Raw genomic sequence first — 16,138 nt, 5'->3', positions numbered from 1 at the left:
TCGGGCCGCTCACGGCGTGGTCCCGGGCGTGGTCTCGTCACCTTGGAGGCGCGGCAGCAGCACCCTGCCGATCTCGCCCAGCGCGTCCGGGCGCCCCATCTCGCCGTGCGAGTGGCCGACGGTCCGCACCTCGGGCTTGCCGCCGTCCAGATACGGCAGCCACAGCTCTGCGGCCAGCTGGGCATCGGTCTCACGCGCCGCGAAGACCAGCGCGTCGCCGGCGAACCGGCCCGGTGCGTGCGCACGGGAGAGGGTGCCGTTGTTGAGGAAGATCCGGCAGATCGCGGCGACCCGCGACTCGTCGAAGGTGGCCAGCAGCCCGGTTCGGTCCCGTGCGATCTCCAGGAACCTCGGGTACGTGAGCGTCTCACCGGCCCACGCGGCAGGGTCGTAGCCGAAGAACTCCAGCAGGAGCCCCAGGACCGTGCCCACGCCGCCGTCCGCCGGCGGCTCCTCCCCCGCCCCGGGCGTCCCGGCGCCGGACGGCGTCGGCGCACCGGAGCCGCCGTCCGGTGCCGAGGGGAAGGCGTCGAGCACCGACAGCAGCCCGACCCGCTCACCGCTCGTCTGCAGCTGTACGGCCATCTCGTGTGCCACCAGCCCGCCGAACGACCAGCCCAACAGGTGGTACGGGCCGGACGGCTGCACCTGGCGCACCTGCGCCAGGTAGTCCGCCGCCATCTCCGCGATCGTGGCGGGCAGCACCTCCGTACCGTCGAGACCACGCGCCTGGAGGCCGTACACGGGCTGTCCGGCCCCGAGAGGCGTCGTGAGTCCCGCGTACGACCAGGCGATGCCGGCCGCCGGGTGCACGCAGAACAGCGGCGGCCGGGTGCCGGTGTCGCGCAGCGGCAGCAGCACCCCTATACCGCTGGCCTCGTGCTCCTGGCCCTGGTTCCGCTCTTCCTGCTTCTGCTCCCCTGGCTGCTGGTCTCCTTGCTGCGGGTCCCCTTCGTGCCGCTTCTCCTGCTGCTGCTCGCCCTGCTGCCGTCCGCTCCGCTCTCCGCCGGTGCCGTCCCCGTCCCCGGACCCGACGTCACCCACGCTCCTCGCCGGGTCGTGTGCCGCGGTGGTGAGCAACTGCACGAAACGGCTGGAGAGTTCCTCCACCCGGCTCCGCCGGAGAAGGTGCGGGCGGTAGTCCAGGCGCAGGAAGAGACGTTCGCCCCGCGCGGAGACGATCAGCCCGAGGGGATAGTGCGGGGCGTCGTCCCCCGAGGCGCCCGCCAGTGTGAGCCCGGGTGCCGGCTGCGCCATCACACCGTCGATGGGGTAGTTCTCGAACGCCATCACGGTGTCGAACATGTCGCCCATGTTCGTGATGCCGCGGATCTCGCCCAGGCCGATGTGGTGGTACGGCATCAGCCGGGTCTGCTCCTGCTGGATCCGTACGAGCAGCGTGCCCAGGGACTCGTCCGGGACCTTCCGCACCCGGGTCGGGACGGTGTTGATGAACAGCCCGACCATCGTCTCGACGCCCGGCAGTTCGGCGGGCCGGCCCGAGACCACCGACCCGAAGACCACGTCGTCGCTGCCCGTCTCCAGGCCCAGCAGCACTCCCCAGCACGTCTGCAGGACCGTGTTGAGCGTGACTCCGTGGCGGCGGGCCATCTCGACCAGCGCCGTCGTGGTCTCCTCGGTCAGTTCGACGGCGACGTGCTCCGCGGGCAGCGGCGCCCGTCCGTCCTCATCCGGGGCGAGCCGCGTGGTGGTGACCAGGCCCGACAGCGCGTCACGCCACGCGGCTTCCGCCTCGTCCCCCTCGACGTCCTCCAGCCAGGCGAGGTATTCGCGGAACGGCCTGATCGCAGGCAGATCCTCGCCGTCGCCCCCTGCGGCGCCGACGGCCTTGCGGTAGAGCGCGAACAGTTCCCGCACGATGACGGGCAACGACCAGCCGTCCAGCAGGATGTGATGCGTGGTCAGCACCAGCTTCCAGCGGTTCTCGCCGGTCGTCAGCAGCATCATGCGCACCATCGGCGGACGGGCCGGATCGAAGGGACGGCCGCGCTCGGAACGCATCATCCGGAGCGACTCCGCCTCCAGCCGCTCCCCCGTGAGGCCGCTCAAGTTCTCGGCCCGCCAAGGGAGTTCGGCATCCGCACAGATCACCTGTACGGGCTGGCGCATCCCGTCGTGCACGAAGGCCGCGCGCAGATTGCCGTGCCGTTGCAGCAGTGCCTGGCCGGCGTCCCGCATCAGCCGGGCGTCCAGGGTGCCCTCCAGGTCGAGCGCGAGCTGCACCGTGTAGAGGTTGTTCCGGGTCTCGTCCGCGGAGTCCCCGTGCTCGCCGTCGTCGCCGTCGTCGGCCAGTGCGCCCAGCAGTACGTGGTAGAGCATGCCCTGCTGGAGCGGTGACAGCGGAAGGATCTCCTCAAGGTCCGGGTGTGCCTCCTCCAGCTCGTCGATCTCGTCCTGGTCGAGGCCGACCAGGGGGAAGTCGGAGGGCGTACGTCCGCCGGCGCCGGGCTGTGCCGCGTACTCGGCGAGCGAGTCGAGGATCTCGAACCAGGCCTCCGCCAGCGTCCGTACGGCCTCGTCGTCGACGACGCCCTCCGGCCACACGAACGACACGGCCAGTTCGGTGCCGTCTTCGGCGTCCTGCGTCAGGGCGTTGATGGACAGCGGGTGCGTCAGCGGCATGTCCGCGTCCGCGCCGGCGCTCATCGCGGTCTCCGGTGCCGGTGCCCAGTCGCGGTCGCCGGCCGCCGCGGGCAGCAGGAACCGCCCGAAGTAGTTGAACCCGATGTGCCGGGGAGGCGCGGCGGCGAGCGCGGCCGACGTCTGCGGGTTCAGATAGCGCAGCAGGCCGAAGCCGATGCCCTTGTCCGGGATCGCGCGCAGCTGCTCCTTGACGCGCCGCAGCGCACGTCCCAACTCCTGCCCGTAGCCATGTCCGTCGCCCCCTCGGTCGCGCGGTGCCTCCGCGCCGGGCGCCAGCCGCACCGGATACATGCTGGTGAACCAGCCGACGGTACGGGAGAGATCGGCGCCCGGCACGACGGGCTCACGGCCGTGGCCCTCCACATCGATCAGCACGTCGCCGCTCTCGCCGTCCGTGCCGAGGCAGCGCCGCACGGCGAGCGCCAGCGCGGTGAGCAGCACGTCGTTGATCTCGCAGTGGAACGCCGACGGGATGGTGGTGAAGAGGTGCCTGGCGCGCTCCGCCCCGTAGGTCAGCACATGTGAACGCGCGCGCCCCGTGGTGTCGCGCGCCGGATCGAGCGGGCGGTTCGCGAGCTGCGGCCCGGAGGCGGCGAGCATCCCGGTCCACAGCGGCAGCTCGGCGAGGCGCTGCTCGTCCTGGGCCTGCGCGGTCAGGGCGCGTCCCCAGTGCCGCAGCGGCGTCCCGACGGGCTGGAGCCGGGGCTCGGTGCCCGATTCGAGGGCCTCGTACGCGGAGGACAGGTCGGGCACGATGATGCGCCAGGACACCCCGTCGACGGACAGGTGGTGTCCCATGAACATCAGCCGGCCGGGTTCCTCCGGCCCCGCGTCGAACCACAGGACCCGCACCATCGTGCCTGCCTGTACGTCCAGTTCCTCCTTGGCCCTGGCCGCCTCACGGCCGATCGCACCGGCCAGGTCGCCGCCGGATCCGGTGACGTCGATGCGGCGTATGCAGGAGTCCGCGGGCACGGAGCCGGGCGGGCGCACCACGAGCCGCCACTCCTTGCCGGACGTCTCCAGACGCAGCCGCAGCGCGTCGTGGTGGTCGAAGAGGACCTGCACGGCCTTCGTGAGTACGTCCTGGCGCAGGCCTCCGGGCACCTGGAGGAGGACGGCCTGGTGGAACCCGTCGACGGGGCCGTCGAGTTCGCGCAGCCAGTGCACGATCGGGGTGAGCGGCACCTCGCCCACGCCGGACGTGGTCTCGCCGCCTTCCGCACCCCGCCCGGTCTCGCGGGCCACGGACGCGAGTGCCCTGACGGTCTTGTGCTCGAAGACGTCCTGCGGGGTCAGCACCAGCCCCGCCTTCCGCAGCTGGCTGACCAGCTGGATGGAGACGATGCTGTCGCCGCCGAGGTCGAAGAAGCTGTCGTCCGGGGCGACTTCGGGAAGCCGCAGCACCGAGGCGAAGACGCCGGCGACGACGTCCTCGCGTGACGGGGCGGGCTCCGTCACGGCGGCGGGGGCGGCGGCCGCGGGTCCGGCGGGCGGCGCGGCTGTGGGCTGCGGCGCCGCCGGAGGCATGGGCTCCCGGGCGGGCGCGGGTGCGGGGGCCTCCGCAGCGGGCGCCGGACGCTCGGAGGACTCCGCCGGCGCGGCGGGCCCGGGCTGCTCCGGCTCGGGCTGCTGCGCCGGCTCGGGCCGCTCCGCCCGTACGGCCCGTTCGGCCGCCACGGGGCGCGGACCCGGTGCCGGCAGGGCCTCGCGGTCGAGTTTGCCGCTGGGGGTACGGGGCAGCTCGGTGAGCACGGTTACGGCGGCGGGGACGAGGTATCCAGGCAGCCGTTCGGCGAGCCACTCCCGCAGCGCCTCGGGCTCCGCGCTTCCGTCCTTGTCCCGGGAGGGCACGACGTACGCGGTCAGCCTCGGTTCGCCCTCGGCGTCCTCGCGCACGGCGCACACCGCCTCGGCCACTGCGCCGTGGCGGCCGAGCACGGACTCGACCTCGCCCAACTCGATGCGGAATCCCCGGAACTTGACCTGTCCGTCGATGCGCCCGAGGAAGTCGAGCTGCCCGTCGTCCAGCCATCGCACGAGATCACCGGTGCGGTACATGCGCTCGCCGGGCGGGCCGTACGGGTCGGCCACGAAGCGCTCGGCGCTCAGCCCGGGCCGGCGCAGATAGCCACGGGCGAGCCCCGCGCCCGCCAGATACAGCTCGCCGGGCCTGCCCGGCTCCACCGGCTGGAGCGACCCGTCCAGCACATAGGTGCGTACGTGGCCGAGGGGCCGCCCGATCGGCGGCGTGACGCCGTCCGGTGCGGCCCCGTCGGCCCACGCGGTCGCGTACACGGTCGCCTCGGTGGGCCCGTACACGTTGAGCATCCTGGTGCCGGGCATCGTCTTGCGCACGCGCTCGGCGAGGGAGACGGGAAGCGCTTCGCCGGCCATCGACAGTACCGAGGCGGACAGGTCGAGCCCGCCGTACTCGGTGAGCTTGGCCAGTACGGAGGGGATCGCGCACACCAGCCCGCCGGACCAGCGCGGCGGGTCGCCGTCCAGCAGCGCCAGGAGGTCCTTGACCACCTCGACCCGGCCGCCCGTGGTGAGCGCCGGAAAGATCTCGGCCACGGACACGTCGAAGCTGAACGACGTTGCGGCCAGGGTGTGCTGGAGTGCGCCGGGCCCGAACTCGTCCTTCGCCCAGGCGGTCAGCGCGCTGAGGTTGCCGTGTGCGACGACGACGCCCTTGGGGGTTCCGCTGGAACCGGAGGTGTAGATGACGTACGCGGGGTGCGAGGGCAGCAGCGGTGCGGCGCGGTCGGCGTCGGTGAGCGGCGCGGGCGAACGGCGGTCCAGTTCCTGCGCGGTACGGGCGTCGTCGAGGACGATCAGCGAGGCTCCGGCGATGTCACGGTCCGCTCCGGCGGCGTCGGTCACCACGCAGGACGGACGTGCGTCACGGACCATGAAGCGCAGCCGCTCCGCCGGGTAGGCGGGGTCGAGCGGCAGGTAGGCGGCACCGGCCTTCAGGACCGCGAGCATCGCGACGACGGTCCCGGCGGAACGGGGCAGCATCAGGCCGACGACGCGTTCGGGGCCCGCACCGCGTTCCACGAGCAGACGGGCCAGTCTGCTGGCGCGCTCGTCGACTTCCCGGTAGGTGAGGCTGCCCGAGCGGTCGGTCAGGGCCACCGCGTCCGCGTGCCGGGCCGCCGCCTCCTCGAACAGGCCGGGCAGCAGGGCTACGGGCGCCGCTGGGGCCGCAGGGGCCGTTGCGCCGCCCTGCGCCCAGGACAGCACCGTCCGCCGCTCGTCGGGGTCCAGCAGGTCCAGTGCCCCCACCGCACGCTCCGGAGCCGCGGCGGCCGCCGCCAGCAGTCGTTCGAACCTCCCCCGGTGCGCGTCGAGTCCGGCGGCCGTGTAGCGGTCGGCCGCGCCGGAGAACGTGACGGCGAGGGTGCGGTCGGCCGGGTTCTCGTCGATGACGACGCGCAGTTCACCGGCTTCTTCGGTGCCGGTTCGCCGCACCGAGGCCGGGTGGTCGCCGAAGCGGATCTCGTGGGCCGCGGTACGCACGTCGACGACCGGTCCGTACAGGCCGCCTCCGGGGTCCGCGACACCGAGCCGCACGCACAGCTCCTCGTGCCGGAACCGCTGATGGCGCCGGACACGGCGGCTCTCCAGCGCCACTTCCCGTACGAGCCGGGTGAAGGCGGTCCCCGGTGCCACGGCCGCACGCAGCGCCGCCACGTCACCGGCCGCGCCGGGGACGCGGCGGGAGGAGCGGCTGATACGGCCGTCGACGGGCAGGCCGAGCACCACGTCCGTGGCGCCGGTGAGCCGGTGGACGTACGCCGCCACGGCGGCGAGCAGCACCGCGCCGGGGTCGGTGCCGGTGTGCCGTGTGGCGGCCCGTACCCGTGCACTCGCCTCCTTTGTGAGGGAGACGGTGCGCGAGCGCACGCGGCCGGACGGGGAGGAGCCGGCCCGGGCGTCACCTGCGGGGCCGGTGGCGAGCGAGACCGGCTCGGGCCGGCCGGCGTACCGGCTCAGCCAGAAGTCGCGGTCTTCGTCGGGCAGTTCGCAGGCGCGGTACTCGGCGTCCTCCGCGTCCAGGGCGGACAGCGGTACGAGCTCGTCCTCCTCGTGCGGCCGGCCTTCCGTACGTGCCGTGTAGATCTCGGCGACGCGTCGGGTGACCAGGGCGCAGCCGAAGGCGTCCAGCACGGAGGGGTGGTGGCGGTGGAACCAGCGGAAGCGGTCGCCCGCGAGACGGATGAGCGCCTGAGCCGACAGGGCGCCGTCCGGCTCCGGCGGCCGTGCCAGTTCGGCGCGTTCCCACTCGTCCGCCGCCGCCGCGGGGTCCGCCTCGGCGCTGACGTCGACCAGCGGCAGCGGGAACTCGCCGCAGGCCTCCAGGTGCGGCGGCTCTTCCCCGTGCAGCCCACCGGCATGCCTCTCGTCGTGCGCTTCGCCGTGGCCTTCGCCGCGCGCCCGGGTGTCCGCTTCCCCCTGTGCGGAGGTGTCCTCCGCGACGCGCAGGCGCAGCGCCTCGCTCTCCGTCGTCACCGTGCGCACCGCGTCCTCGAACAGGACGGTGTCCAACGCGCCGCGTATCTCGACGACTTCGGCGACGCACGGCCGGGGCCGTCCGGCGGCTGTCCGCGTGCGGCGCCAGGTCTCCCGCCCGGCCGGTGACATCGGGACGCGCGCAGTGTGGTGGTCAGCCATGGCTGGTTACTCCCCGTGGGACGAGCGGGCTGCTGGGATATTGGTGGAAGCCCCGGCCGGCCTTGCGGCCGACGCTGCCGTCGGCGACGAGCTCCGCCAGCAGGGGGCACGGCTGGAAGCGTTCGTCGCCGGTGTGTTCGCGGAGCACGTCGAGGGTGTCCACGACGGTGTCGAGTCCGATGAGGTCGCCGGTGCGCAGCGGCCCCATCGGGTGGCCGAAGCACTCCTGGAAGACGCGGTCGACGGTCTCGGCGTCGGCGGTCCCCTCATGGAGCACGTACGCCGCCTCGTTGACGGTGAGCATCAGGACGCGGTTGGTCACGAACCCGGGCCCGTCGCCCACGACGAGGGGTTTCTTGCCGATGCTCTCCAGGAGGCGCAGCGTGCGCGCGAGGGTGTCGTCGCTCGTGTGCGGCGAACGCGCCACCTCTACGGCGTCCTTGAGCGGTGCCGGGTTCATGAAGTGCGTGCCGACGACCCGTTCGGGACGGCCGGTGAAGGATCCCAGGCGGGCGACGGGGATGGCCGACGTACACGACGCGAACACCGTCTCCGGCGGGCACAACTCGTCGAGTGCGCGCAGGATCTGCTCCTTGAGCGGCTCCCGCTCGCGGGCGCACTCGACGACGAAGGAGGCCTGCGCCAGGTCGGACAGCTCCGCGGAGAACTCGACGAGCTCGACCGCCGAGTCGGGGCCGCCTGGCTCCGCCCGCCGGTCTTGACGTGCCGCTCCTGCCGCGCCGCCGCCGGCCTCAGAGGTGTTCCGCTGCCGTGCGCCGTCGGACTGACCGCCGCGCAGCAGGCTCTTCAGCCGCAGTCCCGCCCGAAGCCGCTCGGCACCGCCCCGGCGTGCCTCCGCGTCGGGGTCGACGACCACCACGCGGTGGCCGGCCTGTGCGAAGCACTGGGCCACACCGGCGCCCATGGTGCCGGCGCCGACGACCCCTACGACCGGGCCTTCGGGTGCGGCCGGCTCTGTGTCCTTGCGTTCGACCACTCTCGCGTGGCCTCCTTCGGTCCGTTGCGTTCGGGGGTCAGCGGGTGTGCGGCCCCGCGTGCGGCGACGCGGCGGCCGGCCACAACTCGCTCAGCGGTACGGCGGGTTCGCGCAGTCCGAGCCTCAGCAGCGCGACGAGCCCGTCGGCCATGGCGGCCACGGTCCCGGCGTCGAACAGGTCCGCGCGGTAGTCCACGGAGACGTCCAGCGCGCCGGGTGCGGGACCCTCCAGCACGGACCAGGACAGGTCACCTCCGCACGTGCCGGCCTGCGCGGGAACCATCAGGCGCGCGGCGGAAGAGCCGGGCCATTTCACTCCCCGTACGTCGAGACCCGACGCGGCGCCGAGTTCCTGCGGCAGCGCGTGGTGGGCGTAGGTGACGTCGAAGAGCGGCGCCCGCCCGGGCTGCCGCGGCAGCCGCAGAGCCTTGAGGACGTCCTCGAACGGCACGTCCGCGTGGGCCTCGGCCGCCTCGATCACTGCGCGGACGCGGTCGGTGAGGGCGTCGAAGCCGGGCTCGTCGCGCGAATCGATGCGCAGGGCGAGGGGGTTGGCGAACGGGCCGAGGAGTTCACCCAGGGGCGGACGGACCGTGCCCGGCCCCCCGGGGCGCGGCGAATCGGTGTCGGGCGCGGCCTCGGTGAGGCCGATGACGATCTCGTCCGCGCCCGAACGGAGGGACAGCAGCGTCGCGATGCCCGCGAGGAGCCGCTCCCGTGCGCCGCTGCGGATCAGTTCACCGGCGAGCGGCGCCGGTATGCGGAAGCCGTGAGACGCGTTCGTGTGCGTGCCGCGCAGGGGCCGCGGCCTGTCGGCGGGCGTCTCGAAGGCCTTGAGCGAGGCCAGCCTCTCGCGCCAGTAGGCGAGTTGACCGTCCAGCAGCCCGTCCGCCCGCAGGCTGCGCTGCCACCGCGCGTAGTCGTTGTAGGTGACGGGGAGCGCGCCGGGCTCCGGCGGGAGTCCGCCGGAGCGGGCGGCGTAGAAGGTGAGCAGGTCGCCGAAGAACACGCCGGGCTGTGCGCCGTCGTAGACCTCACGGTGCGTGGTGACCACGAGGATGTGGTCGGCGGTGCCTGTGGTGATCAGCAGGGCCCTCAGCGGGGAGCCCGTTGCCGGATCGATGGACGTGCGCCCGTGCGCCGATGCCAGGTCGCGGGCTGCCGCGTTCGGGTCCGTACGGCCGGAGACGTCCACCACGCCGAAGAAGCCGGCGGCTCCGTCCCGCGCGAACGGGGAGAGCGTCTGCTCGGTGGGGACCGGGAAGCGGGTCCGCAGAACGTCGTGCCGCTCCGTCAGATCGTCGAACGCCGCTCGCATGACCGCCGCGTCGACGTCGCCGCGCAGCCGGAGGCAGGCGGAGACGGCGTTGGAGGACGGCGGCGGGGCGGGAGCGGGGACCGGGCGTGTGGCGGTGACCGGGGCCGAGGCCGGCGCGGGAGCCGCGGCCTGGACCGGGGCCGCGGCGGGCGTCCGGGCGGTCCCGGGCCGTTCCCCCTCCTCCGGCGGACCGGCGGGCAGCTCCCGGTGGCTGACGTCCGCGTCGTCGGCGGCGGCCCACAGCAGATCCACCAGTGCCCGGGTCATCGCGGTGACGGTGCCGGCGTCGAAGAGCTGGGTGCCGTACTCGACGGCGACCTCCAGCTCTTCGGCGTCCGGACGCTCCGCGACGACCATGGTCAGGTCGAACTTGGCCGTGCCCGGGGGCAGTCCGGGGAACAGCGGCGTCTCGTCCTCCTCGCCGCCTGGGCGGCCCGGGTTGAACGTGCTCTCGCCGAAGGAGAAGTGGGGCGGCAGCGTCTGATGGACGTACATCACGTCGAAGATCGGATTCCGGCCCGGATCACGGTCCGGTGCGACCTCCCGGACCACCCTGTCGAACGGGATCTCCTGGTTCTCCATCGCCCCCAGCACGACGGCCCGTACGCGGCGGAGCAGTTCGCGGAAGCTGACGTCGCCCGAGAGGTCGGAGCGCAGGGCGATGGTGTTGTTGAAGAAGCCGAGCAGCCCCCACAGTTCGGGCCTGCTGCGGCCGATGGTGGGCGTGCCGACCACGATGTCCCGCTGGCCCGACCAGCGGGAGAGCAGCACGTTCAGCCCGGTGAGGATCACCATGAAGAGGGTGGCGGTCTCGGCGCTGCCCAACGCCCGCAGCTTGCGCACGAGTTCAGCAGGGACGGTGAAGCCGTACGTCGCGCCGGCGAAGTCCATACGTGCGGCCCGCGGCCGGTCGGTGGGCAGTTCCAGAGCGGGAGGATCATGCAACTGCTCGCGCCAGTAGTCCAGTTCGCCGTCGAGCAGTGAGCCCTCCAGCAGATCGCGCTGCCAACGGGCGTAGTCGCTGTACTGCACGGGCAGCGGCTCGGGCCGGTGTACACGGCCCTCGCAGCGGGCCTCGTAGAACTGGAGCAGTTCCCCCATGAGGATCTGCGGGGCCCAGCCGTCGTTCACGCCGTGGTGCATGGTCCAGCAGAAGAGATGGTCGCCGGGTGCGATGCGTACGACCGTGACCCGGACCAGCGAGTCGCTGGCCACGTCGAACACCCAGTGGGTCTCCTCCTGCACGGCGGCACGGGCCGCCGCCTCCGGGTCCGGCTCCCCGGAGACGTCCAGCACGCGGAAGAAGTCGCCGAGTTCGGGACGTATCACCAGCTGCGGACGGCCGTCGACCTCGGCGAAGTTCGAACGGAGTGCCTCGTGCCGCTGGGCGAGGTCCTCCCAGGCGAGCCGCAGCGCTTCGAGGTCCGGCTCGCCGCGCAGCCGGGAGGCACCGGGCAGGTTGTAGAGGGTCGTGTCCGGATCGAGCTGGTGGTGGAACCACATGCGCTCCTGCCCGTAGGAGAGCGTCGGTTCCTGGCCCGGGCGGACGGGCGGCAGTCTGTGCCCGTCCGCGTGGGCGGACTCGGAGGCCGCCGCGGAGGCCGCCACGGGCGACGGGGAGGTGTCCGGTCCGGCCGTGGACCCGTCGCGAGCCGTGAGGTGTCCGCCCGCGCCGTCCTGGGGCGGCGGCATCCGGTCGGCGACGGCGGCGGCGAGATCCGACACGAGCGGGTGCGCGTAGATGTCGACGAGCTTGAGCGAGGCGCCGTACCGGCTGAGTACGCGCTCGATGAGCTGGAGGGCGATGACGGAGTTGCCACCGATGGAGAAGTAGTCGGCGTCCGGGGCCACTTCGTCGGCGTAGAGCAGCTCGGCGAGTGTCCCGCGCAGCCAGGGCAGCACCTCCGCACGCGGATCGGGCGAAGCCGGTGGGGCGGCCGGTGCGGGCTCGGGTCCGGGCTCGCCTGCCGCGACGCGCCCGGGCCCTGTTGGCTGCCCGGCCGGTGCGGGCTCCGCGGGTCCCGACGGAGGCGCCGGTTGGACCGGTTCGGACTTCGGCGGCTCGGCCGGTCCGGGTTCGGGCGGCTCGGGCACGGCCTCTTCGGCCGGCTGCGGTTCGGCCGGTGCCGGTTCGGCCGCTTCCGGCACGCCGCCTGGACGCTTCGGCTCCTGCGCCACCGCATCGGGGACGTCGAAGCGGATGACGTCGCCCAGCGGGCGCGCCCAGCACCGGACACCACGGAAGGGGTGACCCGGCAGGGGGACCCTGCGCGGTTCGGACGTGCGGTCCTGTGGCCTCAACGCCGTCCAGTCGAGGTCGACTCGGGCCTCATACAGCCTGCCCAGCACCTCCAGCACGCCCTCGGGGCCGTCCCCGAGGGTGAGTACCCGGGCGCCGGTGTGCCCGCTGAGGTGCTCGGAGAGCTGGTCGCTGATCTCGCCACGGCCGGCGAGCTCGACGAACATCACCGGCCCGGAGGCGAGTTGTTCCTCCACGGCGGCATGGAGCCGGTCGAGCCGCAGCGGGCCGCCGAAGGCACCGTCGCCGTCGCCGTCGGCGCCGCTCTCGCCCTCGCCGGTCCAGGCGTTCGCCGCCTCGGTGAGCGCCTGCGTGTCGGCGGCCGTGAGTCTGCCCTGCAGATGCCGCACCGCGTAGCGGGAGGCACCGGAGCTGAAGAGCCCCTCCACACGCACTCCTGCTTCCTTGAGCCGTTCGTACGCGGCGAGTTGTGCCCGTACCCGTGCGGCGGGACCGCCGGGCAGGGGCAGCGCGTCCGGCAGCGGCGCGCCCGCACCGGCCGGTTCGCCCGTGGCGTCGCCGAAGAGCAGCAGTACGACGCGGGGCGTCCCGGCGGAACCGTCCCCCGCGGACACCGGGGCCTCCTCGCCGGAGGCAGGTGAGGAAGTCGCCTCCAGCCTCCGCCAGGTGACCTGGGCTGCCAGCTTCAGCGCCAGGTCCGCGACCGTACGCGCCACGACGCCCATCCGGTGCCGGTGGTGGTCCCTGCCTTCGTTCAGGGTCCTCGCGACGTCGGCCAACGACCATGGCGCGTCGCGAAGTTCGAGAGACAGCCGCTCGGAGACCGTCACCAGATCGTCCGCGGTGCGTGCCGAGACCCCGATCAGCTGGGGCCGTTCCACGGCGGGCGTCCGGTGCCCGGCCGCCGCGGGCGGCTGCTCGACCACGCAGTGCGCGTTGATGCCGCCGAGGCTGAAGGAGCTGACGCCCGCCCGGCGTACGTCGGCCTTCCAGGCGCGCGCGGAAGTCACCACGTCGAGGCGTGCGGCACGCAGGTCGACGTCCTCGGCGGGGCGCGTGAAGTGCAGCGTCGGGTACAGCTCGGCGTGCCGGACGCTCAGCACCGTCTTGACCAGGCCGGCGATCCCGGCCGCATGGTCAAGGTGTCCCAGGTTGGTCTTCACGGAGCCGACCGGCAGATCCCCGGAGGCGCCCGCCGCTCCGGAGCGGGCGAGAGCCAGCCCTTCCACCTCGACCGCGTCGCCCAGGCGGGTGCCTGATCCATGCGCTTCGACATAGCCGGCGGTCGCGATGTCCACGCCGGCGTTCTGCCAGGCCTTCCTGATCACCTCGGCCTGAGACCTGGCGCTGGGCGTGGCGATGGTCGCGGAGTGGCGGCCGTTGTGCACGACCGCGCTTCCGCGGATCACCGCGTGGATGAACGCGCCCTCGTCCAGGGCCCGTTCCAAGGTGGTGAGCAGCAGCACGGCACCGCCTTCGCCGCCAGCGGCGCCGTCTGCTCCCTCGTCGAAGGCGCGGCACTTCGCCGTGGGCGAGGCGATGCCGGGGAAGGCACCGACCGTAGCGGCGGGCGGGACCACGTGACGTACGCTCACGCCGCCGGCCACGGCGAAGTCGGCGTCACCGTCGCGCAGTTCACGCGCGGCCTGATGTACGGCGACGAGCGATCCGTTGCATCCGGTGTCCACGCCGTAGCAGGGGCCGGTGAGCCCGAACAGGTGCGAGACACGGGCGGGCAGTCCGCACGGGATGTTCCCGATCATGCTGAGGGTGCCGACTTCGCGCACCAGCGGCGCATAGCCGTTGCTGGGCGAGCTGAAGACGACGGCCGTGCGTGAGCCGCGCATGTGCGACGCCGCGTATCCGGCGTTCTCCAGAGCCTCGCGGGTGAGCTGCAGCGCCAGCCGGTGCTGGGGGTCGGTCACTTCCGCCTCGCGCCGCGACAGCCCGAAGAACTCGTGGTCGAACAGGTCGATGCGGTCCAGGTACCCCTGGTGCGGATAATCGGCGGCGGGGTCCTGGCAGCTCGCCTCGATGCGTTCGCGGGGCATGGCACGCACCGAGTCGCGGCCGGCGCGCAGGTTCGCGCGGAACCCGCTGAGGCTGTCGGCCTGCGGGAACCGGGTGGATATCCCGATCACCGCGATGCCGGCGCGTCCGCGTGCCGCGCTGACCGTACCGCTCATCCCGATCTCTCCGCCTTTCCGTTCATGGACAGCTCACCGGCACCGGCCGGACCCACGGGCACCCGCGTCACAACTCGTAGGCGGCGGGGAGGCCTTCGTCCCCCGGGTCCGTGGTTCCGAGCCGGGACGTGAGCGCTTCCGCCTGTGATGCGATCGTCGTCAGGTCGAACAGCTCACCGACCCGCAGCACGCCGGGCCACCGCTGGTCGAGCCGCTTGTGCAGGTCGATGACTCTGAGCGAACTCCCGCCCACCGCGAAGAAGTTGTCGTGCGCCCCCGACTCGCCGTGCCCGAGCACGGCCGCCCAGACCTCCGTGACGCCACGCAGATGACCTGCCGCGGCCGGCCCGGACGTGCCCCGCGGGGCCCCGAGGGTTTCGCCCCCGCTTCGTGCGGCCGTGGCCCCGCCCGCCCCGGCCGCCGCCTCCGGGATCAGCGCCTTCAGTGCCGCGCGGTCCGCCTTGCCGCTGGTGTTGAGCGGCATCCGCTCCAGCGTGTGGAAGAGCACCGGCACCGCCTGCTCGACGAGGAATTCGCCGCAGTGGGCGCGCAGGTCCGGCCAGGACGGTGTGCACTCGCCGGGAACCGCGGGCGTGAGGAACGCGACGAGCCTGGGCTCCGCCCGGGAGCTGTCGCACACCACCACCGCCTGCCCCACGCCCGGGTGGTCCTCCAGTGCGGCCTCGGTCTCACCCAGTTCCACACGGGTGCCGCGGATCTTCACCTGGTGGTCGGTTCTGCCGTGGCAGTGCAGCGCGCCGGTCTCGTCGACGTGCGCGATGTCGCCCGTGCGGTACAGGCGCGCTCCCGGTCGTCCGTACGGATCCGCCACGAACCGCTCGGCGGTCCTGGCGGGCTGCCCGGCGTATCCGAGCGCCACGAAACCGCCGCCGATGTACAGCTCCCCCCGCTCCCCCGCGGGCACTTCACGCAGCCGCTCGTCGAGCACGCGTGCCTCGGCGCCCTCCCAGGGCCTGCCGATGGGTATCCGCTGCCAGGACGGGTCGAGGCCGGGCTGGACGGTGCAGGAGATGGTCGTCTCGGTGGGGCCGTACTCGTTTGCGAGCGGGGTGCCGGGCAGCCGCTCGTGGTGGAGCCGGACCAGATCCTGCGTGCACGGCTCGCCGGCGACGACCACCAGCCGCAGGGTTTCCGGCAGGTGCCGGCTCTCCTCCAGCAGCGCCCGGTAGTAGGAGGGGACGACGATGAGATGCGTGGCCTCGTACTCCGCTGCCAGCCGGGCCAGTTCGTGCACCTGCTTCAGCTGCTTCTCGTCGGGGAGCAGCAGCGTGTGGCCGTTCGTGAACGACCAGAACATGCCGCCGAGCATCCCGTCGAAGGACATCCGCATCGCCATCAGGAAGGTGCAGCGGCCGGAGCCGTAGACCGGTTCCCTGGGGCTGATCGACGTGGCCAGCTGGCCCCGGCTGACCAGCACGCCCTTCGGGGCTCCCGTGGATCCAGAGGTGCAGACGATGTAGGCGGGCGCGGCGTCGGGCACGCCGGTGCCGTCGGGGTCCGAGCCGCCCGCGGAGACGGACGCCTCGCCCTCCAGGACGAGTTCGCGCGCCTCCAGCCCGGCGACGTCGAGCAGACCGGGAGCGGACGGCACGCTCCCCAGCACCGGGTCGGGACCTGAACTGATCACGACCGCGCAGTCCGTGTCGGCGAGCAGCGCCCGCAGCCTGCTCGGCGGCTGGTCCGGTTCCACCACCGCCCAGGCCGCTCCGGTGCGCAGTGCGGCGAGGATTCCCGTGACGGCGACGGCGTTCTGTTCGAGGCGCAGGCACACGACGCGGCCGGGTCCCGCGCCGCGCCGCCGCAGCCTGTCCGCCAACGCCGCCGACGCCAGGTCGAGTTCGCGGTACGTCAGCTCCACGCCGCCGACGATCAGCGCGGTCGCGTCGGGCGCATGCCGGGCCTGCCGCAGGAACCGCTCCAGGAGCGGCGGCGGTGCGGCCCCGGCCGCGGACGGCTGCCCGGCCGTCACCTCGGCCCGTCCTTCCACGGCTTCCGCGGACTCGTGCGCCACT

Annotated in this window: 4 protein-coding genes; all 4 read right to left on the bottom strand. The window is 73.3% G+C overall.

All coding sequences use genetic code 11. The annotated features are described in order from the left end of the window. Positions 1 to 9: 9 nt before the first annotated feature. The gene (locus AN215_RS06910) at positions 10 to 7,344 is read right to left on the bottom strand and encodes a non-ribosomal peptide synthetase (RefSeq protein WP_070009638.1); all 7,335 of its coding nucleotides are present in this window, start codon (positions 7,342 to 7,344) and stop codon (positions 10 to 12) included. After that, a complete protein-coding gene (locus AN215_RS06905; RefSeq protein ID WP_079122756.1) occupies positions 7,337 to 8,341 on the bottom strand; it encodes a 3-hydroxyacyl-CoA dehydrogenase family protein in 1,005 nt (334 codons plus the stop codon). The genes AN215_RS06910 and AN215_RS06905 overlap by 8 nt, the downstream gene beginning before the upstream one ends. A 37-nt stretch (positions 8,342 to 8,378) precedes the next feature. Next, positions 8,379 to 14,105 carry a condensation domain-containing protein gene (locus AN215_RS06900; protein ID WP_070031122.1) on the bottom strand — a complete coding sequence of 1,909 codons (5,727 nt, stop codon included), beginning with the start codon at positions 14,103 to 14,105 and terminating at the stop codon, positions 8,379 to 8,381. Between the two features lie 67 nt (positions 14,106 to 14,172). Next, on the bottom strand, positions 14,173 to 16,137 hold the full coding sequence (locus AN215_RS06895; protein ID WP_070009640.1) for a non-ribosomal peptide synthetase: 1,965 nt from the start codon (positions 16,135 to 16,137) through the stop codon (positions 14,173 to 14,175). Position 16,138: the final 1 nt, after the last annotated feature.

This window comes from Streptomyces abyssalis (assembly GCF_001751365.1).
In the GTDB taxonomy this organism is placed as follows: Bacteria; Actinomycetota; Actinomycetes; order Streptomycetales; family Streptomycetaceae; genus Streptomyces; species Streptomyces abyssalis.
Note: the sequence above shows the minus strand (reverse complement) of the source record. Positions and strands in the feature narration are given on the sequence as shown.

Bases quoted from the DNA above. Each gene is read 5' to 3' on its own strand.
- AN215_RS06910 (WP_070009638.1), bottom strand. From the start codon at position 7,344: ATGGCTGACCACCACACTGCGCGCGTCCCGATGTCACCGGCCGGGCGG.
- AN215_RS06900 (WP_070031122.1), bottom strand. From the start codon at position 14,105: ATGAGCGGTACGGTCAGCGCGGCACGCGGACGCGCCGGCATCGCGGTG.